The 23,115-nt window shown below is 44.4% G+C and carries 23 protein-coding genes; 9 read left to right on the top strand and 14 right to left on the bottom strand.

From position 1 onward, the window contains the following. Window positions 1–31: 31 nt before the first annotated feature. Window positions 32–1,165, bottom strand: coding sequence for an S-(hydroxymethyl)glutathione dehydrogenase/class III alcohol dehydrogenase (locus MCT08_RS11705; protein WP_053310349.1), 1,134 nt, complete (start codon window positions 1,163–1,165; stop codon window positions 32–34). A 199-nt stretch (window positions 1,166–1,364) separates the two neighbouring features. Between MCT08_RS11705 and MCT08_RS11700 the strand changes: the two genes are divergently transcribed. After that, window positions 1,365–2,231, top strand: coding sequence for a LysR family transcriptional regulator (locus tag MCT08_RS11700; protein WP_274678459.1), 867 nt, complete (start codon window positions 1,365–1,367; stop codon window positions 2,229–2,231). 33 nt (window positions 2,232–2,264) lie between these two features. Beyond that, complete coding sequence (tadA, locus tag MCT08_RS11695; RefSeq protein ID WP_053310347.1) at window positions 2,265–2,777, top strand: tRNA adenosine(34) deaminase TadA; 513 nt, start codon at window positions 2,265–2,267, stop codon at window positions 2,775–2,777. Window positions 2,778–2,820: 43 nt separating this feature from the next. Here tadA and MCT08_RS11690 read toward each other — a convergent pair whose 3' ends face one another. After that, entirely contained in the window at window positions 2,821–2,955 is a 135-nt protein-coding gene (locus MCT08_RS11690; protein WP_255091331.1) for a hypothetical protein, read from the bottom strand. A gap of 203 nt (window positions 2,956–3,158) precedes the next feature. Then, window positions 3,159–4,691, bottom strand: a complete 1,533-nt coding sequence (gene mltF, locus MCT08_RS11685; protein WP_172532286.1) for a membrane-bound lytic murein transglycosylase MltF — start codon at window positions 4,689–4,691, stop codon at window positions 3,159–3,161. Between the two features lie 313 nt (window positions 4,692–5,004). On the opposite strand from mltF, the gene purL reads away from it, so the two are divergent. Both purL and MCT08_RS11675 read left to right on the top strand, forming a co-directional pair. Beyond that, window positions 5,005–8,901, top strand: coding sequence for a phosphoribosylformylglycinamidine synthase (purL, locus tag MCT08_RS11680; protein ID WP_274678458.1), 3,897 nt, complete (start codon window positions 5,005–5,007; stop codon window positions 8,899–8,901). Window positions 8,902–9,167: 266 nt separating this feature from the next. After that, window positions 9,168–9,401 (top strand): DUF3622 domain-containing protein, encoded by a 234-nt coding sequence (locus tag MCT08_RS11675; RefSeq protein WP_053310344.1) that lies wholly within the window; start codon window positions 9,168–9,170, stop codon window positions 9,399–9,401. A gap of 101 nt (window positions 9,402–9,502) precedes the next feature. Here the strand turns inward: MCT08_RS11675 and MCT08_RS11670 are convergent, their stop codons facing one another. From MCT08_RS11670 to tsaA, 5 genes are all read right to left on the bottom strand, one after another. Continuing rightward, window positions 9,503–9,694 (bottom strand): DUF4250 domain-containing protein, encoded by a 192-nt coding sequence (locus MCT08_RS11670; protein WP_171980241.1) that lies wholly within the window; start codon window positions 9,692–9,694, stop codon window positions 9,503–9,505. Then, window positions 9,694–9,900: a YaeP family protein gene (locus tag MCT08_RS11665; protein ID WP_053310342.1), complete on the bottom strand. Its 207-nt coding sequence runs from the start codon at window positions 9,898–9,900 to the stop codon at window positions 9,694–9,696. The genes MCT08_RS11670 and MCT08_RS11665 overlap by 1 nt, the downstream gene beginning before the upstream one ends. A 108-nt stretch (window positions 9,901–10,008) precedes the next feature. After that, a complete protein-coding gene (locus MCT08_RS11660) occupies window positions 10,009–10,650 on the bottom strand; it encodes a tellurite resistance TerB family protein (protein WP_053310341.1) in 642 nt (213 codons plus the stop codon). A 246-nt stretch (window positions 10,651–10,896) separates the two neighbouring features. Next, window positions 10,897–12,612 carry a proline--tRNA ligase gene (locus tag MCT08_RS11655; RefSeq protein WP_274678457.1) on the bottom strand — a complete coding sequence of 572 codons (1,716 nt, stop codon included), beginning with the start codon at window positions 12,610–12,612 and terminating at the stop codon, window positions 10,897–10,899. A 123-nt stretch (window positions 12,613–12,735) separates the two neighbouring features. Then, window positions 12,736–13,431 carry a tRNA (N6-threonylcarbamoyladenosine(37)-N6)-methyltransferase TrmO gene (tsaA, locus tag MCT08_RS11650; RefSeq protein ID WP_172532289.1) on the bottom strand — a complete coding sequence of 232 codons (696 nt, stop codon included), beginning with the start codon at window positions 13,429–13,431 and terminating at the stop codon, window positions 12,736–12,738. A 208-nt stretch (window positions 13,432–13,639) separates the two neighbouring features. On the opposite strand from tsaA, the gene ykgO reads away from it, so the two are divergent. Together ykgO and MCT08_RS11640 are read left to right on the top strand one after the other, a co-directional pair. Then, complete coding sequence (gene ykgO / locus MCT08_RS11645) at window positions 13,640–13,765, top strand: type B 50S ribosomal protein L36 (protein WP_053310338.1); 126 nt, start codon at window positions 13,640–13,642, stop codon at window positions 13,763–13,765. 240 nt (window positions 13,766–14,005) lie between these two features. After that, entirely contained in the window at window positions 14,006–15,592 is a 1,587-nt protein-coding gene (locus MCT08_RS11640; RefSeq protein ID WP_168523002.1) for an AbgT family transporter, read from the top strand. A gap of 54 nt (window positions 15,593–15,646) precedes the next feature. Here the strand turns inward: MCT08_RS11640 and MCT08_RS11635 are convergent, their stop codons facing one another. Together MCT08_RS11635 and MCT08_RS11630 are read right to left on the bottom strand one after the other, a co-directional pair. After that, entirely contained in the window at window positions 15,647–16,090 is a 444-nt protein-coding gene (locus tag MCT08_RS11635) for a YaiI/YqxD family protein (RefSeq protein ID WP_053310461.1), read from the bottom strand. A 6-nt stretch (window positions 16,091–16,096) separates the two neighbouring features. Beyond that, a complete protein-coding gene (locus MCT08_RS11630) occupies window positions 16,097–16,387 on the bottom strand; it encodes a hypothetical protein (RefSeq protein WP_053310336.1) in 291 nt (96 codons plus the stop codon). Between the two features lie 813 nt (window positions 16,388–17,200). Between MCT08_RS11630 and MCT08_RS11625 the strand changes: the two genes are divergently transcribed. Next, on the top strand, window positions 17,201–17,713 hold the full coding sequence (locus MCT08_RS11625) for a GNAT family N-acetyltransferase (protein ID WP_053310335.1): 513 nt from the start codon (window positions 17,201–17,203) through the stop codon (window positions 17,711–17,713). On the opposite strand, the gene MCT08_RS11620 is transcribed toward MCT08_RS11625, so the two are convergent. Together MCT08_RS11620 and MCT08_RS11615 are read right to left on the bottom strand one after the other, a co-directional pair. Further along, window positions 17,673–17,972: a DUF3301 domain-containing protein gene (locus MCT08_RS11620; protein ID WP_274672887.1), complete on the bottom strand. Its 300-nt coding sequence runs from the start codon at window positions 17,970–17,972 to the stop codon at window positions 17,673–17,675. The genes MCT08_RS11625 and MCT08_RS11620 overlap by 41 nt on opposite strands. A gap of 10 nt (window positions 17,973–17,982) precedes the next feature. Then, on the bottom strand, window positions 17,983–19,023 hold the full coding sequence (locus MCT08_RS11615) for a DUF3549 family protein (RefSeq protein WP_274678456.1): 1,041 nt from the start codon (window positions 19,021–19,023) through the stop codon (window positions 17,983–17,985). Between the two features lie 118 nt (window positions 19,024–19,141). Between MCT08_RS11615 and MCT08_RS11610 the strand changes: the two genes are divergently transcribed. Next, entirely contained in the window at window positions 19,142–19,462 is a 321-nt protein-coding gene (locus MCT08_RS11610) for a YqcC family protein (protein WP_168522996.1), read from the top strand. Further along, complete coding sequence (gene truC / locus MCT08_RS11605) at window positions 19,456–20,172, top strand: tRNA pseudouridine(65) synthase TruC (RefSeq protein WP_053310332.1); 717 nt, start codon at window positions 19,456–19,458, stop codon at window positions 20,170–20,172. The genes MCT08_RS11610 and truC overlap by 7 nt, the downstream gene beginning before the upstream one ends. 115 nt (window positions 20,173–20,287) lie before the next feature. Here the strand turns inward: truC and dxs are convergent, their stop codons facing one another. Further along, window positions 20,288–22,171 carry a 1-deoxy-D-xylulose-5-phosphate synthase gene (dxs, locus tag MCT08_RS11600; protein WP_274678455.1) on the bottom strand — a complete coding sequence of 628 codons (1,884 nt, stop codon included), beginning with the start codon at window positions 22,169–22,171 and terminating at the stop codon, window positions 20,288–20,290. 19 nt (window positions 22,172–22,190) lie between these two features. Continuing rightward, complete coding sequence (ispA, locus tag MCT08_RS11595; protein ID WP_274678454.1) at window positions 22,191–23,075, bottom strand: (2E,6E)-farnesyl diphosphate synthase; 885 nt, start codon at window positions 23,073–23,075, stop codon at window positions 22,191–22,193. Between the last annotated feature and the right edge of the window lie 40 nt (window positions 23,076–23,115).

The raw sequence follows: 23,115 nt of genomic DNA, 5'->3' as shown, positions 1-23,115 counted from the left end.
GCTTGCTGACTGAAGGTGTGAACTGAAGCCGTTATTTATCAAAATGAACCACAGAGCGGATACTTTCCCCTTTATGCATGAGTTCAAAAGCATGGTTGATATCTTCTAAGCCCATCGTATGAGTAATGAACTCCTGCAAACCAAACTCGCCAGCCATGTAACGTTCAACGATTTCTGGCAGTTCTGAGCGACCTTTAACGCCCCCAAATGCACTGCCTCGCCATACTCGACCGGTCACTAATTGGAAAGGACGGGTTGAAATTTCTTGCCCAGCACCTGCAACGCCAATAATGACAGATTCCCCCCAGCCTTTGTGACAACATTCGAGTGCTTGACGCATCACGTTGACGTTACCAATACACTCAAAAGAAAAATCAACACCGCCATCAGTCATCTCAATGATCACATCTTGGATTGGTTTATCGACCTTTCGCGGATTAATGCAATTGGTCGCGCCTAGCTGAGTCGCCAATTCAAACTTACTTTCGTTGATATCAATCCCAATAATGCGGCTCGCACCAGCCATTCTCGCCCCAATTATTGCCGAAAGACCAATGCCGCCTAAGCCAAAGATCGCCACGGTATCACCTTGCTTAACTTTGGCGGTATTAAGTACTGCGCCCATACCAGTAGTTACGCCACATCCAAGTAAACAGACTTCTTCTAATGGCGCATCTTTATTGACTTTGGCTAATGAAATTTCCGGCAATACGGTGTACTCAGAAAAGGTAGAGCAGCCCATGTAATGGAAGATGGGTTGGCCGTCTTTATAAAAGCGGGTGGTGCCATCGGGCATCAATCCTTTACCTTGAGTTTCACGCACCGCTTGGCAAAGGTTAGTTTTACCTGATTGACAAAACTTACACTCACCACATTCTGCGGTGTAGAGAGGAATGACATGATCACCGACATCGACGCTTGTTACACCCTCGCCAACCATTTCGACAATACCACCGCCCTCATGTCCTAAAATGGCAGGAAATATGCCCTCTGGGTCTTCACCTGAAAGGGTAAAAGCGTCGGTGTGGCATACTCCGGTCGCCACAATACGTACCAACACTTCGCCTTTTTTAGGCAACATGACGTCAACTTCTTCGACTTTCAGAGGTTGATTTGGTCCCCATGCAATAGCAGCACGAGATTTAATGAATTGAGGTTGTGACATAATGTTTTCCTTTTCGCCTGAATGGTTGTATCCACTGAGTCATTCGTGTGGCTTTATTAAGCATCACTGATTCAGTCGATGGGCTTTGATATAGGTATAACAGCGAATGTCGCTGAGTGTTAATGACAGTATATTTATTTCTAAAATTTTATAATCAGTATAAAATAAGAATTACTTTTACGTATCAGTAATAATCAAAATGGCGAATTGGGAAGGCATCAATGAATTTGTAGCGGTCGCTGAGACTGGTAGTTTTACATCTGCGGCACACAAACTGGCGACTTCAGTGGCTAATGTAAGTCGTCGTATTGCGACATTGGAAGCGCGTTTGGCGGTTAAATTATTGCAACGAACAACGCGAAAGGTCTCGCTGACTGAAGCGGGGCAACTTTATTATCATCAATGTCGTCAGTTGGTGGAAGGGTTAGAGTTAGCAGAGCTTACAGTAACCCAAATGCAGCAAACGCCCTCTGGCTTATTAAAGGTCACCGCGCCCGTGACGTATGGTGAACAAAAAGTGGCGCCATTACTGAATCAATTTTTACAACAGTACCCTCGACTGGAATTAGACTTGATTCTGACTAACCAAAAGCTCGATCTTATTGAACAAGGGGTTGATGTTGCGGTGCGTCTTGGGCAATTAGAGGATTCGAGCTTTATTGCTAAAAAATTGAGTAATCGGCAGTTGTTTGTTTGCGCAAGTCCTGACTATTTGGCTCAGTATGGTACGCCACATACTTTGTCTGAACTGACTCATCATCAATGTTTACAAGGAACGATGGGATATTGGCGCTTTAAAGATAATCAACGTTCTCGTCAGATAAGTGTTAAAGGTAAAATTAAGTGCAATAGCGGTGTGGCGTTACTTAATGCCGCGTTGCAAGGTATTGGAATGGTACAATTACCAGATTATTACGTAGAGGCATATTTAGCATCAGGTGAGCTGGTGGAAGTGCTATTGCCGTATCGTGATGATCGCGAGGGTGTGTGGGCACTCTATCCTCACAATCGTCATTTATCATCTAAGGTGAGGTTGCTGGTCGACTTTCTTGCTGATGCGCTATAACCCTAACAACGATAACAGAGAAATACGCGAACTATGAATACGAGTTTTACTCCTCAAGATCATCAATTTATGCGCCGTGCTATCGAGTTGGCCGATATAGCGGAACAAGCCGGTGAGGTGCCGGTAGGGGCCGTACTTGTCAAAAATGGTGAGATCATTGCTGAAGGATGGAATTGTTCGATTGGCAGCCACGATGCAACCGCTCATGCTGAAATTCAAGCATTGCGTCAAGCTGGCCATGTGCTCAGTAATTATCGTCTGTTAGACACAACGTTGTATGTCACTTTAGAGCCGTGCCCTATGTGTGCAGGAGCGCTGCTGCATAGCCGAGTAAAGCGCATTGTTTATGGTGCGCCAGATCTTAAAGCTGGGGCTGCAGGTACAGTGCTGAATTTATTTGAAAGCCAAGCATCGTATCACTATGCAACTATTGAAAAAGGGTTGTTAGAAGATGAGTGTCGAACTCAGTTACAGAGTTTTTTTAAGAGAAGAAGAGCAGAGATCCAAACAGCGAAGAAGTTAAAAAGAGAACAAGAGAAAGAGTGAGTTTTTAGCAAACATCTAGCGATGTAGATGTTTGCCGATTGATCTAAGAAGCGAGCAATTGCATAAATGCACGATTACGCCAAATAATTTTCTTTTTATTATTGGCCAGCATGCGCTTACGGCGGTTCGCTGATACGGTTTTACTAAGGTGTTTTGACTGCGTTCTACGTTTAAGCATAAAACAACCTCCTACTGCTAAGTTTTGACAATAATCCCTAACCTTTTAGGGTGCCTTTTGACAATGTAAGTCTGTCTTTATAGAGCCTGATTGTTACCGTAATATGAAACTTGTGAAACGATCTGGCTCACAATTTGATGTATGGGTTGCACACCTGAAAATCAAGTGCGCATTTTTCGTCCATACGAAGTAATCAGAATACATTATTGCGGAGCGCTATTCGCCTCTTTTGCATCTTGAGCTGCTTCTCTTTCGGCATCATCAAGCAGTGTTTCATCTTCAATATTGATTACGACTAAATCAGCGGTGTCAGATTCTGACTGTGACGCATTTTGTTGATCAACGTGGCCGATAATACTTTGATAATAACGACGAATGTTTTCCACATATGCTTTTGCTTCATCGCCCCTTGCGTACCCATAACGCGTTTGGCTGAAGTATTTTTTCTGTCTCAGCAGTGGCAGGCGTTCTTTAACCTCGGTCCACGAATCAGGGTTAGCGCCTTGCAACTTGGTTAAGCGTCTGGCATCCATCATATGTCCATAACCGACATTATAAGAGGCAAGAGCAAACCAAATCTTTTCATGCTCTGAAATTGAATCAGGAATTCGTTTGACCATTCTACGTAAATATTCGACGCCACCTCGCACCGATTGTTCAGGATCGAGTCGATTGGCAACATCAACACTTCTTGCGGTGGGCTGAGTCAACATCATCATGCCTCGCACCCCTGTTGGTGATTTGGCTCGTGGATTCCAATGTGACTCTTGGTAAGCCAGTGCGGCTACTAAGCGCCAGTCAAATTCATCTGAATATTTCTGGAAAAGAGGAGACCACTTAGGTAATCGGCTATCTAAAGCACGTATGAAAGCGCGAGTATCGACATAGTCGAACGTGCCAACGTGTCCAATGTATTTCTCTTCCAAGGCGGCTAAATGGCCTGATTGTTTTAGGTTGCCAAAAAATTCAATCATTAAAGCGTAAAGGCTTTCATCTTCGGAACGTTTAACGTACCAAGCAATCGGCTGATCTTCGGTTAATTCGAAAGCAACCGCTAAATCGGGGTTCACTCGTTGCGAAAGCGAGACTTCAACCGAGTCGGCCATGGTGAAGCGCAATTTGCCTTCAGAGACCTGTTTGAGTAGATCTGTGACATCTGCGTTGCGATCAACGCGGTATTGAAAGTCTGGATGAGCTTGCTTTATGGCATTTAAGGTATTTTCAAAATGAGACTCCTCGACGATAGAAAAAATATCGTTGCCCTGATTCTCTGCTATTAGCTCAGCCTGCTTTGCCAGTAACTGGTCTAGGTTTCTTGGTCGCCACAAGCCTTTTTTATACACCACTTGCTGGCTGACATAGTAGTAGGCTGGCCCTGCCCTAAACCCTTTTAAGTGCTGAGTTGATTGACTTAAACCCGCGGCGATCATGTCTATCTCGCCATTTTTGAGTGCAGGGAACAGGCTCGATAAGCGATAAGCCGGTTTCATCTCTAATTTAACGCCGAGCTCGTTAGCAAAATCACGAGCCAATTCGTAATCTAACCCTGCTGGGCCATCAGGACCAATATAGTAAGAAAGCTGATTGTTAATCGTACCAACACGTAATACACCACGTTCGCGAATATGATCGAGTTCGCTTTTCGGATCGGAATCAATTTGGCAGCCAACGATCAACAAAGGGAGTAGTAACAGAAGTAGTGAGCGATGAAGCTGATTTAAATAATAGTTGGGCATTTAAGGGAGATCTCTTACATCAATTGATACCTTTATATCAAAGGCCGCCATATTGGCAAAGTTCCAGATTAAAAATGGCTGCAAAAGTGTCGGTTGCCGCCTGAATATGGGTGTATTTCAAATTTGACAAAAAAAATGACGCAAACGGTTGCTTTTGGTGTTACGTCACAAAAAGAATTCCTTTATAATGCGCTCGAAAGTTGGAGGTTAAATTGGTATGAATTCAAGTTTGTTGTTTTAACTTATTGTATTTTAAGTTTTTGTGAGTTCATTCCAATTACACCTCAACCCACTGTATAAGAGACCTAAGCACATGAGAATTTTGCGTGGCTCCCCAGCTCTTTCTGAGTTTCGTGTTAACAAACTCGTTGAACTTTGTCGTGAACAGCAATTACCTGTTTCTGGTATTTACGCGGAGTTCATGCATTTTGCCGATCTCTCAGCAGATTTAGACGCTCAAGCACTTGAAAAGTTAGAGAAGCTTCTTACTTACGGCCCAACCATTCAAGAGCATGAACCACAAGGTCTTCTCCTGCTTGTTACTCCTCGCCCAGGCACAATTTCTCCTTGGTCTTCGAAAGCAACAGATATTGCTCATAACTGTGGTTTAGCTAATGTAAAGCGTTTGGAACGCGGTACCGCTTATTACATTGAGTCTGAAGGTGAGCTTTCTGCTGAACAGATCAACGCCATTCAATCGTTGATTCATGACCGCATGATGGAAGTGGTATTTACAGAATTTGAAGCGGCCAATGCACTATTTAAAGTGGCACAACCTGCTCCGGTTGCGGATGTTGATCTATTAAACGGTGGTCGCGCTGCGCTTGAACAAGCAAACGTTACCCTTGGCCTTGCATTGGCAGAGGATGAGATCGATTACTTGCTTGAAAGCTTTGTCTCTAAACTAAAGCGTAATCCAACCGACATCGAATTGATGATGTTTGCGCAAGCGAACTCTGAACATTGCCGCCACAAAATCTTTAACGCTGATTGGACCATTGATGGTGTAAAGCAAGATAAATCACTGTTCAAGATGATCAAAAACACCTTTGAAGTGACGCCAGATCACGTTCTATCGGCTTACAAAGACAACGCTGCGGTGATGGTCGGGTCAGAGGTAGGACGCTTTTTCCCAAATCCAGAAACTCGTCAATATGGTTACAGCCATGAGAAAGCACATATTTTGATGAAGGTGGAAACACACAACCACCCAACAGCTATCTCTCCTTGGCCTGGTGCTTCTACTGGTTCTGGCGGTGAAATTCGCGATGAAGGCGCAACCGGTATTGGCGGTAAACCTAAAGCGGGTCTGGTTGGTTTTACCACCTCTAACCTACGTATTCCAGGTTTTGAACAGCCATGGGAAACAGACTTTGGTAAGCCAGGTCGAATCGTTAATGCATTAGATATCATGCTAGAAGGCCCACTAGGTGGCGCGGCATTCAACAACGAATTTGGTCGTCCAAACCTACTTGGTTACTTCCGTACTTACGAAGAGAAAGTAAACTCTCACGCGGGCGAAGAGGTACGTGGTTACCACAAGCCAATCATGATCGCTGGTGGTATGGGTAACATCCGTGACGAGCACGTACAGAAGAAAGAAATTCCAGTCGGTGCAAGCCTAATCGTGCTTGGTGGTCCGGCTATGAATATCGGCCTTGGTGGTGGAGCGGCTTCGTCAATGGCGTCTGGTCAATCAGCAGAAGATCTTGATTTCGCTTCAGTACAACGTGAGAACCCAGAGATGGAACGTCGTTGTCAGGAAGTGATTGACCGCTGTTGGCAGTTAGGTGATGCAAACCCAATCGCGTTTATCCACGATGTGGGCGCGGGCGGTATTTCTAATGCACTTCCAGAGCTTGTGGATGATGGCGAACGTGGCGGTATTTTCCAACTGCGTGATGTACCAAACGATGAGCCGGGTATGAGTCCGTTAGAAATCTGGTGTAATGAGTCACAAGAACGTTACGTAATGGCTGTTGCTCCTGAAAATATGGCTGTCTTTGATGCAATTTGTAAACGTGAACGTGCACCATATGCAGTGGTTGGGGTAGCGACAGAAGAACGTGAGCTCAAGCTTGAAGATTCACACTTTAACAACACGCCAATCGATATGCCAATGGACATCCTATTAGGTAAAACGCCTAAGATGCACCGTGATGCGAAAACGCTAAAAGCAAACAACCCAGCCATCGATCGCAGTGGTATTGAAATTAACGAAGCGGTTGATCGTGTTTTACGCCTACCAACGGTTGCCGAGAAAACTTTCCTTATCACCATTGGTGATCGCACGGTAACGGGGTTAGTTGCACGTGACCAAATGGTTGGGCCATGGCAGGTGCCAGTGGCAAACTGTGCAGTCACCGCAGCCAGCTACGATACTTACCATGGTGAAGCGATGTCGATGGGTGAGCGCACGCCAGTAGCTTTGCTTGACTTTGGTGCATCAGCTCGTTTAGCCGTTGGTGAAGCGATTACTAATATTGCTGCAACCAACATCGGTGATATCAAACATATTAAATTATCAGCAAACTGGATGTCTCCCGCCGGTCACCCAGGTGAAGATGCTGGTCTTTACGAAGCGGTGAAAGCGGTCGGTGAAGAGCTGTGTCCTGCACTTGGTCTGACGATTCCTGTTGGTAAAGACTCGATGTCAATGAAAACCAAGTGGGATGAAAACGGTGAGCAGAAAGAAGTGACTTCGCCACTTTCTCTTGTCATCACGGCGTTTGCTCGTGTTGAAGATGTACGTAAAACCATTACGCCACAACTTCGTACTGATAAAGGTGATACATCGCTGGTTCTTATCGACCTAGGCAATGGCAAAAACCGCTTAGGTGCCACGGCACTGGCGCAAGTTTACAAGCAGCTTGGTGATAAACCCGCAGACGTTGACAACGCAGCCCAGCTAAAAGGCTTCTATGAAGGCATTCAAGCACTGGTCGCTAATGATCAAATCGTCGCTTATCACGATAAAGGCGATGGTGGTTTGTTTGTTACTCTGGCTGAGATGGCATTTGCCGGTCACTGTGGTGTGAAAGCCGACATTGCTGCACTAGGCGATGATGCATTGGCGGTGTTATTTAATGAAGAGCTAGGTGCAGTCCTTCAAGTTAAGAACGACGACTTAGATGCTGTTCTTTCTACTCTGGCAGTAAACGGCTTAGAAGCATGCTCACATGTTATCGGCAGCGTTGGAGCGTCTGATGAGCTAGTGATTACCTCTGGCGACACAGTAGTTTTAGAGCGTAATCGTACTGAGCTACGTACTATCTGGGCAGAAACTACGCACAAGATGCAAGCTCTACGTGATAACCCAGCATGTGCAAACCAAGAGCATGAAGCGAAGAAAGACAACTCTGACCCAGGTCTAAACGTTAAATTGAGTTTTGATGTAAACCAAGATATTGCCGCGCCATACATTGCTAAAGGTGCTAAACCGAAAATGGCGATTCTACGTGAGCAGGGTGTGAACTCTCATGTCGAAATGGCGGCGGCGTTCGACCGTGCTGGTTTTGAAGCGACCGACATCCATATGAGCGATATCTTAACTGGTCAAGCGGCGTTAGAAGAGTATCAAGGCCTTGTGGCATGTGGTGGTTTTTCTTACGGTGATGTATTGGGTGCGGGTGAAGGTTGGGCTAAATCCGTGCTGTTTAATGCACAAGCACGTGATCAGTTCGAAAACTTCTTCAAGCGTGAAGATACGTTCTCATTAGGTGTGTGTAATGGCTGTCAAATGCTATCTAACCTCAAAGAGTTGATACCAGGTGCAGATTTGTGGCCGCGTTTTGTACGCAATGAATCAGAGCGTTTCGAAGCTCGTTTTAGCTTAGTCGAAGTACAAAAATCAGACTCATTGTTCTTCAATGAAATGGCTGGTTCACGTATGCCAATTGCGGTTTCTCATGGCGAAGGTCGTGTCGAAGTGCGTGATACGGAGCACCTTGCAGCTATTGAACAATCAGCTACTGTTGCACTACGTTTTGTCGACAATAATGGTCAAGTTACTCAGCAATACCCGAATAACCCGAATGGTTCACCAAACGCGATTACGGGCTTAACCACAACCGATGGGCGCGTTACTATTATGATGCCACACCCAGAGCGCGTGTTCCGTACCGTCGCTAACTCTTGGCATCCGGATTCATGGGGTGAAAACAGCCCTTGGATGCGTATGTTCCAAAATGCACGTAAAAATCTGGGTTAATGGTGTCATTCATTTCGTGATTTGACTGATAAGATTAAAGCCGCTGCATTTCAGCGGCTTTTCTTATTTATGCTGTGAGCGAAAATTTTGTAAAATATGCGGAAAAGATCTGTGATTTATGCTCTAATGCCGCGCTTACCAAGGGATGGTGTTCAACATACTCTACAGAGTGGAGTGATACCAATCGTAATCAATATCTGGCTTACAGTGATGATTATGGTTAACGTTGATGAGTAATCCCTTATTCTTCCCTTAGGAAAACGAAAATGTCTGAAAGTAAAAAATTCACTATCCGTGTGACTGAAAAACGTAATGGTTGGGCGGCTGAAATTGTTCGTCAAGTAACCGCTCATAGAAGCACAGTATCAAAGCGTGAAACTGGTTTTGAAAGCGAAGAGCTTGCGAAAACTTGGGCTGAGAAAGAGCTAGCAGGTTTTATTGAAAATCAAGTGAAGCGTAATGAACGCAAAGCAGAATCAAGAAAAGAGAAAAAAGCGTAATTCTTTATTAAAAAGATAATGCTGTACTAACAATGAAGAACCCCGCTCGATGAGCGGGGTTCTTTTTTTCGTTCAGTTATAAGCGCCGATTTAGTCAGTAGCTATCTGAATTGACCAACCTCGGTTAGAAATTCAAAGCCAGCACTGGCAAGACGAGCCTCTAATGCGGCGCGATCAATATCAAAGTAGCTGGCCAGTTTGTCAAGATCACCACTAAAGTCATCACGCAGTTTCATGTTTACGATACTCATCAACATGATGGGATCCATCGAAGCAAAATTTGCTAAGTTCATTACTTATCCTCAAAGTCTGAAATTAACAGATTCGCAGCAGCAAAGGCTGCTTGCTCTCGCACTTCCTTCGGTAACGATTGGTTGGCTGCTACATCATTAAGTGCTTTAACAGCGCAAGAAATAGCTTGAGGAATATAGGCTTGATCACCACTGCCAATTTGAGCGTAAAGCTCACGTACTAAATCACAACAACCGTAAACTTGCATGGTCTGAATCCTAATAAATGATAACTGCTCTCAATATACACATTGATTTTAGGAAAGACAAAACCAGAACTTGCTCTTGCGCAAGCTCTGGTTTTAAATGGCGAAAGTTTAAGCGTTGACTTGCTGCTCAAGAGCTAAGACAAGATCATCAGCCAAGCGAAGCTGTTTAGCTAACTCATTTAAGTATGCTTTTTCCATGAAGTTTTGTTCATCAGCAATCAGTAGTGAAGCGAGATAAAGTTCACTGGCTTGCTCTGGTGTTGTGGCTAGCTGAGCAATAGCCGCAGGGTCTAATGGCTTGTGTAATTCATTTTTAACGAGTTGTTGAAGCTGAGCATCAGCTCCCATTTCAACTATCGCTTGCTCAATTTTACTCATCTCTTGTTCGTCAACGTGACCATCGGCTTTTGCAGCGGCAATCATCGCTTTTAAAATGAGTACGCTGTGGTTTGAATCATCGGGATCAAATGTGGCTTGAGGTTGAGTTGTCGTCTGCTTTGCTTGCCAGTCGTTGTAGGCTTTATAAGCCAGCGCCCCAAGTGCTGCTGCGCCACCAATACCAAGTACTTTTTTGCCTATTTTTTTGGTTTTCTTTGAACCCATTAATAAACCTATCAAGCCCCCACCAACGGCTCCTGCGCCTAAGGTTTTCAATTTACTGCTGTCTTGGGTGATAGAACTAAGTTGAGTTGACCCTTGCTTAACAATATTTGAATTGAGTGCTTGGTTGAGAAGACTTTTTAGATCCATATGACACCTCCTTTATGAATATCCCCTTCCGACTTGAAGTTGCAGCGGTGTTGGCTACGTTCGCTCACCCCAATCACATAGTTTATCTATGCTCATGAGGATGAACTCATTTGCCGCCTACCTGCGACTTCAAGTGGTTTGGGTATAGAGAATAGAATAAAGTGGCAATGATGAATCTAAGATTAATAAATGGCGCAAATAAAAAAGGTTGCCATAAAGGCAACCTTTCAAGTAATGACGACGCTGTTAGGCAAGTTGAGATTTGATAAACTCAACCGCACCATCCATCGCAATGGCAGATTTCTCGCCCGCACGGCGATGTTTGTATTCGAAGTTACCTTCGTCCATGCTGCGGTCACCAATAATGATGGTATGAGGAACACCGATCAATTCCATGTCTGAGAACATCACGCCTGGGCGTTCTTTACGATCATCAAACAATACTTCAATCCCTGCCGCTGACAGTTCTGCGTATAGTTTTTCAGCCGCTTGTTGAACTCGCTCAGACTTGTGCATGTTCATTGGTACGATCGCGACTTGGAAAGGTGCGATCGCATCAGGCCAGATAATGCCGAATTTGTCGTTGTTCTGTTCAATAGCAGCAGCAACAACACGTGAAACACCGATACCGTAACAGCCCATTTCTAGGATGACATTCTTACCGTTTGAATCTAGTACGCCACAGTTCATCTTCTCAGAGTAGTTAGTACCTAACTGGAAGATATGACCGACTTCGATACCACGTTTTAGCAAGATGGTGCCTTGGCCACATGGGCTTGGGTCGCCTTCAACAACATTACGTAAGTCTTCGACTTGGCCTAGTTCGGCGTCACGACCCCAGTTAATCCCGAAGTAGTGTTTACCATCGATGTTAGCACCAGCGCCAAAGTCGCTCATTACCGCTACAGTACGGTCAACAATAAATGGAAGCTCTAAACCTACAGGGCCTAAAGAACCAGGGCCTGCGCCGATCAGTGCGCGGATCTCTTCTTCTGTTGCCATTTCCAAAGGTGAGGCGACTTCGGCTAAGTTTTCCGCTTTCACTTCATTAAGCTCGTGATCGCCACGGATGATTAATGCGATGATGTCGGCATCGATTTCATCTGACGCTTTAACGAATAACGTTTTTACTGTTTTTTCGATAGCAAGGCCGTGCTGTTCAACAAGCTCTGCAATTGTCTTAGCATTTGGTGTGTCGACTAATTGCATCTCTTGCGTTGGAGCGGCACGTTCAATGGCTGGTGCAATTGCTTCTGCTTTTTCGATGTTCGCTGCGTAGTCAGACTCGGTTGAGAAGGCGATGAGGTCTTCGCCGCTTTCTGCCAGTACGTGGAACTCTTGAGAGCCGCTACCGCCAATAGCACCGCTATCAGCCAACACTGCACGGTAATCAAGCCCCATGCGGTCGAATGCTTTGCAGTAAGCATCAAGCATGATGTCATACGATTTTTGCAGTCCGTCTTTGTCGATGTCGAAGCTGTATGCATCCATCATCGAGAATTCACGTGCGCGCATCACACCAAAACGTGGGCGTCTTTCATCACGGAATTTTGTTTGGATCTGGTACAGGTTCAGTGGCAGCTGTTTGTATGAATTAACTTCATTACGCACAAGGCTGGTGATCACTTCTTCAGCTGTCGGACTAAGTACAAACGGGCGAGTATGGCGGTCAGTAAAACGAAGTAGCTCAGCGCCCATTTTTTCAGAGCGGCCTGTCTCTTCCCATAGTTCAAACGGCTGAACAACGGGCATCAAGGTTTCAATTGCACCTGCATTGTCGATCTCTTGACGAACGATGTTTTCGACTTTACGCAGCACACGTAGGCCAGTAGGTAGCCAAGTATATAAACCTGAAGCTAGCTTACGGATCATACCTGCACGTAGCATTAGCTGGTGGCTAATGACTTCTGCGTCGTTTGGGGTCTCCTTCAAGGTTGAAAGAAGATATTTACTGGTACGCATTAATTATATCCGTCCATCATAAATTAACTGCTTTGTTTGGTTGGAAAAACCAAGCTCTGCATAGGGATACCCCAGAAAAGGGGATTCGGTTTAGCCGTGTATAATATCAGCCAATCGCCTTTGTCAAAAGTGTTCTATTGCGGTTACTGACACTAAGTTGTTTGTGATGGTGAATTTTACGTTCAGATCGAACAGATTTACCGCATATTCTTTGTCATCTTGCTTGTTTTTTTTATAAGCGGGGCGAGGATCTTGCGAGAGCACTTGCTCAATGACCGCCTTGACCATGTGATAGTTTGAGTGTTTTTCAAGTACTACCGATGCGGGTGTGCTAAAAGTGACGTTGATTTTATCGGGCGCTTTTTCTGCATAACCACCCACCGCGTTCTCAATCGAGTCAGAATAGGGAATATACGGTTTGATATCGATAATTGGCGTGCCATCGACTAAATCAACACTGCCTAATTCAAGGTAAACATGTTCACCTTGTTTAATCACACCTTTTAGCTCAACCGCGGACATACCAATACCATTGGGTCGAAAGGTCGCTCGCGAAGCAAAAACTCCCATCCGTTCATTGCCCCCTAATCGTGGCGGGCGTACGGTTGGTTTCCATCCTGCGTCTAAATTCCGATCAAACAAGAACAGGAGCCAAATATGGCTGAATTGCTCAATTCCTCTTACGGCCTCTAAGCAGTTAGCATCGCCCGTTAGCTTAACTCTGGCGGTGGCACTAGGCACCAAGCGCGGCTGACGAGGAACTGCAAATTTTTCTTTATACGGGCTTTCGATTATGCCAATTGGGTCGATGGTATACATGCAAGTCATTCACGTTTGTTTGAATAGAAGAAGAAAATATCACATTTGTACTTGCATTTCTTGTTGATAATTATTATTAATTAATATGTTATAACATAACAACTAATGCTCAGTGCCAGTTATCCATATCGTTCAGCCATAAAGCGTTTTAGGTTAAGAAAATAAATGGTTGATAAAACGAGTTCGTTCACAAAGTAAGGAATCCACAATGAAAGTTCTAAGCTCACTCAAAAGTGCAAAATCGCGTCATCCTGATTGTCAAATTGTACGCCGTCGTGGTCGTATGTACGTCATTTGTAAATCGAACCCACGATTTAAAGCAGTGCAACGTTAGAGTGTACTGACCGGTCGTATTTTTTCAGCAAGTGATTGGTGCTGGTTATCCATTTGTTTGTATTTATATATATTGGTTGTTGAATTATCTGAAAATTGACGTGAAAATAGTTAATATAGGTGGTTTTGTAAACTTTTGTAACACCTTCAATTTCAATTGCGCGCTTCTCTCGAGTAATCTTCTGCGGCTTTTTGATGTTTTTATCATGAAAGCACAGGGATAACTACAAGGAGGGAACTGATGAGCTCATCAGCTTCAATTAAGCAAAATGCGCCTAAGAAACCGTTATTTACTCGTTTCTTGGATAGCGTCGAATATTTGGGGAATTTATTACCTCATCCAATCACTTTATTTGCCATTTTTTGTGTGGCAATACTTATCTCGTCAGGTGTCGCAGGATACTTTGGTGTTTCGGTTGTTGACCCTCGCCCAGAAGGTGCTGCGGGTCGAGCGGCTGATGGTATGATTCATGTGGTGAGTCTTTTTAATGCTGAAGGCTTACAACTGATCGTGACTAATCTAGTTAAAAACTTTGTTGGTTTTGCTCCTTTAGGCACGGTATTGGTGGCTATGCTAGGTGTCGCGATTGCGGAGTATTCAGGTCTATTGTCTGCTGCAATGCGTGGTTTGGTGATGGGTGCTTCGAAGCGTATGGTAACCGTCACAGTTGTCTTCGCTGGTATTATTTCAAACACTGCATCTGAGTTAGGTTACGTGGTGTTAATTCCACTTGCAGCGATGCTTTTCCATTCTTTAGGTCGTCACCCATTAGCGGGCCTCGCGGCTGCTTTTGCGGGTGTTTCCGGTGGGTATTCAGCGAACTTGCTGATTGGTACTGTGGATCCGCTGCTGTCAGGTATTACTGAAACCGCTGCACAAATGATAGATCCAAATTATTCAGTTGGCCCTGAAGTAAACTGGTATTTCATGTTTGTTTCTACCTTCTTTATTGCAGGTATGGGAGCTTTTGTTACTGAAAAAATCGTTGAGCCCAAGCTTGGAAAATACAGTGATGAAGAAGCCTCTGAAGATCTTTCACAAGATAAAATGGGCGCTTTGACTGCTGTAGAGAAGAAAGGGCTCAAGCTGGCGGGTATTGCGGTATTGGTTGTCAGCGCTATTTTAGCTTGGACAATTGTCCCTGCTGATGGCGTGCTGCGTTCTGCGGCAGGGACGGTTTCTGGCTCTCCATTTTTGAAGAGTATCGTGGCGTTTATCTTTGTTTTCTTCGCGATTCCAGGCTTTGTATATGGCAAGGTCGTTGGCACCATGAAGAATGATCGTGATGTCATTGATGCAATGTCTAAATCGATGTCTTCAATGGGCATGTACATCGTGTTGGTATTCTTTGCCGCTCAGTTTGTTGCTTTCTTTAATTGGACCAACTTTGGCCAAGTCGTTGCGGTTGCTGGTGCTGACTTCTTGCAAAATATTGGCCTGACTGGTCCCATGCTGTTTTTTGCCTTTATTTTGATGTGTGGCTTTATCAATCTAATGATTGGTTCGGCTTCTGCTCAGTGGGCGGTAACTGCACCAATTTTTGTACCTATGTTGATGCTAGTGGGGTATGCGCCAGAAACTATCCAAGCGGCGTATCGTATTGGTGATTCAACCACCAATATTATTACCCCAATGATGAGCTACTTTGGTCTTATTTTGGCTGTCGCGACGCGTTACATGAAAAACTTGGGCATTGGTACTTTGATTGCCACCATGTTGCCATATTCAATCTGCTTTATGGTGGGTTGGAGCTTGCTGTTCTACATTTGGGTGTTCTTATTGGGCCTTCCTGTTGGACCTGGTGCGGCAACGTTTTATACCCCTTAACTTAATGTACCTAAAAAAACCTGCGATTATCGCAGGTTTTTTTAGATGTATGATTCATCGCTTGGCTAAAATACGGTCAAGGTGGTTCGCAAATTCACGCCTATCGGTTTGAGAGAGCGCATTCGGTCCACCAGTTTGAATACCACTTGAGCGCATGGTTTCCATAAAATCACGAATGTTCAAGCGTGCTTTGATGGTATCTTTGGTGTAGAGCTCACCCCGAGAACTTAACGCTAAACCACCTTTGGTGATGACTTCATCGGCGAGAGGGATGTCGGAAGTGATGACTAAGTCTCCCACTTCAACTCGTCTTACGATTTCATTATCGGCAATATCAAAACCGCTTGGAACTTGCAATGAATGAATGTTGGCACGCTTAGGGACTGGTACAACGTGGTTAGCGACAAATGTACATTCAACCCCAGTTCTTTCAGCAGCTCGCACGATGGTTTCTCGAATCACTTTCGGACACGCATCGGCATCCACCCAAATTTTCATCATTATTTACTTCTCTTTATCGGCTAATTGAGCTTCAAGTGTGGCAACTCTAGCTAAAAGATCAGCCACTTGCGACTCTAATTTTGCCACTCTATCGCTATCACTCTGCTTGGTTGCCACTTCAATCTTAGGAATGCGTTGTGCGTTCTTCCAACTTTTGATTGCAGCAATAATCGCAGGCATCGGAATGGATGTGGTTAAACGAGCTTTAACCAGCGCAACTGTCGGCTCTTTTCCTTGTTGATGTAAGCTTGCGAATACGGTTTCTAGTTCTTGCGAAACATCTTTTGTGAGCATATTTTGTCCTTATCGTGGGTTGTGGCAATGTTACCTTTTATTTGAGCATCGCAAAAGTAGCTAAGTGCTGTAAGAGATCGCTTACATTCAGTGTGAGAAATTACGTTTTCAAATGGATATTTAGCTATTTTTGTTTTGTTAACTCATTGAATTTAAATGGATTGGTGTTTTTTTGTTTAGGTTGTTTAAAAATATATAGTTAGGCGAGCATTGTTTCTCTTTGGTAAACGGGTAAATTTAACTTCGTCGAAGGGAGTTTGACGCAGAATAGGAAAGCATCTGGGAAGGATGCACTTCAGGATGAAGATCAGTTACTAAGGATAAGTAACCGAGCAGGATGCTGGACGAATATGGATATGACAATCTACAGGGTGTAGATTGCAATGGATTGATTAGGAACGCCTCTAGCTTGAGGTAGGACGAACATCAGGATGATGTCAGGGACACCGCTCAAGGAACAAGTGATGTGTGCTTGCTAGGACAGTAAGTGCTCAGGAAGAATAGGACACCGCTAGGACGGCGAAGCAGGATACGCTGAGGAATTCAGCCACTATTATGGATGATGCATGGAGCAGATATTAGTAGCCGGACTGCTGCGAGTAAGATCATAAGCCTCGACACCTATGTGTTGAGGCTTTTCTTATACATGTGATACTGCATCAAAAACGATTACTCTTATAGATACATCATAATAATAACGATTAAAAAACAATCTAGATCAATTACTTCATCGTCCGCTTGGTTTAATTTTCGGCTTCTTTTGCAAAGTATCAATATCGATAACTTCCGATGCTATTTTGCTGCTAACAAGGATTGTACGTGACGACCGCAACCCGAAGGACACTACTTCTTCCCTATACAGATTCCTTAGAATCTGATTTTTTGATGCTTAATTGTTGTGCTAAAAACCGAGCTCAGATGAATGGTCCTAAAACTGTCGCTTCCGCTAAGCAACTTTTCCAACGTGTTTTACATGATCCCAATTTATATGCGATGGCGGTGCTTGATGGCTACAACCGTGAATATATGGGCCACATATTTGTTGAGTTAGAAGAGGGTGGCGCGGAGCTTGGGTTTCTTTTTGACAAAATGTACTGGGGCAAAGGTATTGCCACTGAGGCATTGAAAGCGTTTGTTCCTAGCGCATGTCATCAGTTACAGCTCAGTCGGCTAAAAGCGATGGTCAATATTGACCATCGCGCATCGATTGAGGTATTGAAAAAAATCGGCTTTACATTGAAGGGTGAAAAAGAAGATATTTTTGGCCCTTATTTTGTTTTTGAATTTACATCCGATGTGGCGGTAAATGAAAGGCTGATGGTGTAAAACCAAACATCTTCAGTTCACCTTGATAACAGTCATCGCCTAATGCTGAAAACTCAAATAAATATACCGTATGCCAACGCCAGACTCCTTCTGGCGTTTTTAGTTTGTGGCGGCCAAAAGCAACACTCACAAGTTGCAAGTCGAGCTGTTTACATTTTCGACTGATCGCTTCTTTGGCTAGCTCCGCTTGGCGGCGCTGTTGCCAAAATAAAAAACAACCAAAACTGAGTAATACGATTGCAAATAAATCGCTTAGCATGAACATACCTTTACTGGGCCTTCGTTGCTTGTTGCAGAAGAATTAAGGCGTTCGCTAACTCTTCTGTCGGGCTGGAGTGAAGTAAAGGTAACAGTACCATTCTCAACTCAGGAAGCATCACCAAGTCTGCAAACAGTTGGTTGAACAGTGCTTGATTTCCCGTTTGAGCCAAACGCAGTAAAAATTGCTGCGCAATGTTAGGGTCTTGAAGTACTTGCCATGCGCGCCCAGCAATACCAATTAGAACCTCCTGATGACTCAAGCGGGGACTGCGCAAGATAGCATTCACCGTTGTTTGTAAGGTTTTATTATCCGCACCAGATAAAGCCCGCACTAACGCAGAGAGTAAGAACAGATCGGGTTCGGCATGGTTAATTTGTTGCTCTGCCATTTCAGCAACACGTTGTGCAAGTTTTTCTGGCAGTTCGGTGTGCTCTAATGCCCCCAATAAGGCATACAGCGGTTGTGATGGTAATGCCGTTATCGCTTTACGCACTAATACGCCATTTTGCTCTTTGTTTAAGCGTGCGCAAATATCGGTAATGCCTTGTAAGCCAACCGTCTGCCAATTATCCCAGCCAAGGTCTCCGCTAAAGTAATGTTGAGCGTGTTCATAATATTGGCTAGCTGCTAAAGCTAATTGAGAACGAATCTGGCTATGAAAGACAGCCATTTTGTCTTCTGAGGGTTTGAATGTGTAAGGGTTGTTGGCTAATTTTTGTTGTTGATCTTCGCTGAGATCGCCTTGTAGCCGAGAGCCCATCGCTTCAAGCACGTACTTAATGAAATTGCCAATGTCAGTTTGTTTCAGTAACCCACGCTCGTCTAAAGCAAACTTTAAAAACCAGATCCAGGGCTGTTTTTCTTCATTCCAATAAGCAATGGCCAAATGTGCATGGCGCTGAAGTGGATAGGGGTATGGTTGTTGGCCTTTTTCTACCAACTCAAATTGCGTATTATCGATGTTTTTGATGCGGCGACCCAAATCAAACACTCGGTATTGATTGCCACTATTGTTGAGCAGTTGAGTTAGGGTATGAATGGTGTCCATGACTATTGGGTCCTCATCATCGGCTTTGAACTTGCCTTTTGTAATCACTTTGTTGTGACAATAAATGGTACTCTATGGCCAATTTTCAAGGTCACAGAGTGAATTAACGCGGTAAATAATGACAATAAATACAGAACTTGCCAGAGCATTAACACAATTAGAAACAGAATTGCGTCAATGTGGTGTGTGGCAACCACAATCACCTTCACGAGAGGCATTAATGAGTAACGAGCCTTTTGCGATTGATACTTTAGCACCAGAACAGTGGTTGCAATGGGTGTTTATTCCGAAAATGTCGGCGTTACTTGAGCAGCAAGCAACGCTGCCAAGTGATTTTTCTATTGCGCCTTATTTTGAAGAAACTTGGAAGCACCAGCCTGAATTCTCTAAGGTGATTGCTTTGGTCACGTATATCGATGAGGTGTGTAAAGCGTGTTAGAGATTATCTATCAAGACGAGTATTTGGTTGCCGTGAATAAACCTGCGGGGATGTTAGTTCACCGCTCGTGGCTCGATAAGCATGAAACACAATTTGTCATGCAGACGCTACGCGATCAAATTGGTCAACATGTTTTTCCTTTGCATCGTTTAGATCGCCCAACCTCTGGTGTATTGGTCTTTGCGCTCTCAAGTGAGGTTGCCTCACAAGTGATGCCAATGTTTGCCAATCATGAGATGGAAAAAACCTATCACGCTATCGTACGGGGTTGGATTGAAGAGGGCGATGTATTGGATTACCCGCTCAAAGTTGAGTTGGACAAAATCGCTGATAAATTTGCTAAGCAAGATAAAGAAGCCCAAGAAGCAATTACTGCTTATCAACCTATAGCTAGTATTGAAGTGCCTTATTCTACTGGGCGTTTTCCAACCAGTCGTTATTGTTTGCTAGAAATGAAGCCGAAAACAGGACGTAAGCATCAACTGCGTCGTCATATGCACCATTTGAGTCACCCTATCATTGGCGATACTACTCATGGTGATGGTAAGCATAATCGTTTATTCCGAGAGCATTATGATGCGCAGCGACTCATGCTTCATGCATCTGAACTGTGTTTTACTCACCCCTTTACGGGGGAAGCATTAGTGCTTAAAGCGAACTTTGATGAAGTCTGGCAGCGGTTATTTACTGAATTTGAGTGGTCACTGTAAGTTTTAAAAGAAAACCCTCGCATTGGCGAGGGCTTCTACAATTGAACTTTTAGCTGGTTCTGTACAGTTTAATCTGATGTTATTCAGAGAGCTATTACGGCTCATTCAACGACAGTTACTTCGCTACATACTCTTGAATTGAAGCAATAATGCCTTTGGCGTCTAAGCCTAATTCTTGATGCAGCTCTTCTTGTGAACCTTGAGCAATAAATTCATCCGGCAAACCGAGATTGAGAACAGGCTTTAAGAGCTTCTCTTTCATCATAAATTCAAGTACGCCAGCGCCAGCGCCGCCAGCGATTGCATTTTCTTCGATAGTGACCAATACATCATGATCGGTAGCAAGTTGACGAATTAACTCTTCATCAAGTGGCTTAACAAAGCGCATATCTGCAACGGTTGCATTGAGCTGTTCGGCCGCTTGTAATGCGTTTGCTAGGAAAGTACCAAAGCTTAGAATGGCGATTTTTGTACCGGCAATATTCTCATCGCGCTGACGTAATACACGCCCTTTACCTATTTCTAGCGCACTAAACTCGGTTTGAATTTCAACTCCCATGCCGTTACCGCGTGGGTAGCGCACCGCACTTGGCCCAGAGTGTTGATGACCAGTATAGAGCATTTGACGGCATTCATTTTCATCGGCAGGAGCCATAATGACTATATTAGGGATACAGCGCATAAAGCTAAGGTCAAACGCGCCTTGGTGTGTTTGACCATCAGCACCGACAAGGCCAGCGCGGTCTATTGCGAACATAACTGGCAAATCCATGATCGCTACATCGTGGATTAATTGGTCATAGCCACGTTGCAAAAAGGTAGAGTAAATCGCGACGATAGGATGGTTACCAGCAATTGCCATACCGGTTGCCAGTGTCACCGCGTGCTGTTCAGCGATCGCAACATCAAAATATTGCTTAGGAAATTCCTTAGAGAAACGTACCATACCAGAGCCTTCACGCATGGCAGGTGTGATCGCCATCAGTTTTGGATCTTGAGCGGCCATATCACATAAGAAATCGCCAAAGATTTTAGAAAAGGTCGGTTTATCGTTACTGCTTTTTGGCAAGCTTGAATGGCTTGGGTCAAACTTTGGTACGCCATGATAGCCGATTGGGTCTTTTTCTGCGGGTTCATAACCTTTACCTTTTTTGGTCATGATATGCAGAAATTGTGGACCTTTGAGCTCACGCATATTCTTTAAGGTTTTGACCAGTTCATTGACATCATGCCCATCAACCGGGCCTATGTAGTTAAACCCTAGCTCTTCAAATAAAGTGCCTGGCACAACCATGCCTTTTAAATGCTCTTCTGTACGGCGTACCAACTCTTTAATTGGCGGGATGCCCGAAAGCACTTTTTTGCCACCTTCACGAATCGAGGTGTAAAGGCTGCCCGAAAGAACTTGCGCTAAATGGTTGTTCAATGCGCCAACGTTTTCGGAGATCGACATTTCATTGTCATTGAGTACCACTAGCATATCTGGGTGAATGTCACCCGCGTGGTTCATTGCTTCAAATGCCATACCTGCGGTGATTGCGCCATCTCCAATCACGCTGACTACTTTGCGATCTTTCCCTTCATGGCCTGCGCTGATTGCCATACCGAGCGCTGCGCTGATCGACGTTGAAGAGTGCCCAACCGATAAGGTGTCGTATTCACTTTCTTCACGCCAAGGAAATGGATGCAGTCCGTTTTTTTGACGAATTGTCGGCATTTTATCGCGACGACCAGTGAGGATTTTATGCGGATAGGCTTGATGGCCCACATCCCAAATTAATTGATCGAAAGGAGTATGGTAGACGTAATGCAAAGCAACCGTTAATTCGACGGTACCTAAGCCGGAAGCCAAATGACCACTTGACTGACTCACCGAATTGAGCAAATAGGTTCTCAATTCATCACACAGTGCTGGTAGCACTTCTTTAGGGAGGCTACGTAATTCATCTGGTGTGTTTGCTAAAGCCAGCGTTGGGTATTTTGATATATCAAGAGTCATAATTATGCGCGCTTATAGTTTAGTTCTTGCGCTCGACGACGTATCGGGCGAACTCTTCGAGTGATTCTGTATTGTAGGGGATTGCTTGCAAGGCTTGAAGTGCTTCCTGTAACAGAGTATGTGCTTTATTGATTGCGCCTTCCAACCCTAACAGCGCAGGATAGGTGCTTTTATGCAACTGTTGATCAGAGCCTTGCGGTTTTCCTAAGGTTTCAGTATCGCTAATGATATCCAAAATATCATCCTGAACTTGGAATGCGAGACCAATAGCGTCGGCGTACTGATCTAGCTGGGGAAGAATCGCTACCCCTTTTTCACCAGCTGCTAGAGCCCCTAAGCGAATCGCGCAACGCATCAATGCACCGGTTTTATTACGGTGAATCTCTTCCAACTCTTCAAGAGACACGCAACGATTTTCTGCTGCTAAATCTAATGCTTGCCCCATGCACATCCCTTGAGCACCAGAAGCTTGTGCGAGTTCTTTAACCATATTGATACGCTGTGGCTCAGCTTGTTTGGCGAGCGAACCTTCCGCCAAAATAGTAAAGGCCAAGGTTTGTAGGGCGTCACCCGTTAAAATAGCGGTCGCTTCATCGAATTGAATATGACAGGTTGCTTTGCCACGACGCAGCTCGTCGTCGTCCATTGCCGGTAAATCATCATGAATTAATGAATAGGCATGAACGCATTCAATAGCAGAGGCTGGAGTGTCAAGTTGCTCTGGGGTACAACCCAACATTTGGCCTGTAATGTACACCAAATAAGGTCGGGCTCTTTTTCCACCTAACAATAAGCCATAACGCATGGCGTCTATTAACGGCAGTTTTTGGTTGGGGAATTGGCCTAACCATAGATCAAGTTGTTCGTTATTTCTTTGTTGATAGGAGCTGAGCGCTTCAATCATAGAGCAATCTTCTACTAGTTTATTTTTGACAGATAAAGGG

It is taken from the genome of Vibrio aestuarianus (assembly GCF_028858425.1).
Taxonomy (GTDB): Bacteria; Pseudomonadota; Gammaproteobacteria; order Enterobacterales; family Vibrionaceae; genus Vibrio; species Vibrio aestuarianus.
This window is presented reverse-complemented; position numbering and strand designations above follow the sequence as displayed.

Bases quoted from the DNA above. Each gene is read 5' to 3' on its own strand.
- MCT08_RS11705 (WP_053310349.1), bottom strand. From the start codon at position 1,165: ATGTCACAACCTCAATTCATTAAATCTCGTGCTGCTATTGCATGGGGA.
- purL (WP_274678458.1), top strand. From the start codon at position 5,005: ATGAGAATTTTGCGTGGCTCCCCAGCTCTTTCTGAGTTTCGTGTTAAC.
- mltF (WP_172532286.1), bottom strand. From the start codon at position 4,691: ATGCCCAACTATTATTTAAATCAGCTTCATCGCTCACTACTTCTGTTA.
- dxs (WP_274678455.1), bottom strand. From the start codon at position 22,171: ATGACTCTTGATATATCAAAATACCCAACGCTGGCTTTAGCAAACACA.
- ispA (WP_274678454.1), bottom strand. From the start codon at position 23,075: ATGATTGAAGCGCTCAGCTCCTATCAACAAAGAAATAACGAACAACTT.
- MCT08_RS11640 (WP_168523002.1), top strand. From the start codon at position 14,006: ATGAGCTCATCAGCTTCAATTAAGCAAAATGCGCCTAAGAAACCGTTA.
- MCT08_RS11610 (WP_168522996.1), top strand. From the start codon at position 19,142: ATGACAATAAATACAGAACTTGCCAGAGCATTAACACAATTAGAAACA.
- ykgO (WP_053310338.1), top strand. From the start codon at position 13,640: ATGAAAGTTCTAAGCTCACTCAAAAGTGCAAAATCGCGTCATCCTGAT.
- MCT08_RS11615 (WP_274678456.1), bottom strand. From the start codon at position 19,023: ATGGACACCATTCATACCCTAACTCAACTGCTCAACAATAGTGGCAAT.
- MCT08_RS11690 (WP_255091331.1), bottom strand. From the start codon at position 2,955: ATGCTTAAACGTAGAACGCAGTCAAAACACCTTAGTAAAACCGTATCA.
- MCT08_RS11665 (WP_053310342.1), bottom strand. From the start codon at position 9,900: ATGCAAGTTTACGGTTGTTGTGATTTAGTACGTGAGCTTTACGCTCAA.
- MCT08_RS11635 (WP_053310461.1), bottom strand. From the start codon at position 16,090: ATGAAAATTTGGGTGGATGCCGATGCGTGTCCGAAAGTGATTCGAGAA.
- tsaA (WP_172532289.1), bottom strand. From the start codon at position 13,431: ATGTATACCATCGACCCAATTGGCATAATCGAAAGCCCGTATAAAGAA.
- MCT08_RS11630 (WP_053310336.1), bottom strand. From the start codon at position 16,387: ATGCTCACAAAAGATGTTTCGCAAGAACTAGAAACCGTATTCGCAAGC.
- MCT08_RS11700 (WP_274678459.1), top strand. From the start codon at position 1,365: ATGGCGAATTGGGAAGGCATCAATGAATTTGTAGCGGTCGCTGAGACT.
- MCT08_RS11655 (WP_274678457.1), bottom strand. From the start codon at position 12,612: ATGCGTACCAGTAAATATCTTCTTTCAACCTTGAAGGAGACCCCAAAC.
- MCT08_RS11670 (WP_171980241.1), bottom strand. From the start codon at position 9,694: ATGAACTTAGCAAATTTTGCTTCGATGGATCCCATCATGTTGATGAGT.
- tadA (WP_053310347.1), top strand. From the start codon at position 2,265: ATGAATACGAGTTTTACTCCTCAAGATCATCAATTTATGCGCCGTGCT.
- MCT08_RS11660 (WP_053310341.1), bottom strand. From the start codon at position 10,650: ATGGATCTAAAAAGTCTTCTCAACCAAGCACTCAATTCAAATATTGTT.
- MCT08_RS11675 (WP_053310344.1), top strand. From the start codon at position 9,168: ATGTCTGAAAGTAAAAAATTCACTATCCGTGTGACTGAAAAACGTAAT.
- MCT08_RS11620 (WP_274672887.1), bottom strand. From the start codon at position 17,972: ATGCTAAGCGATTTATTTGCAATCGTATTACTCAGTTTTGGTTGTTTT.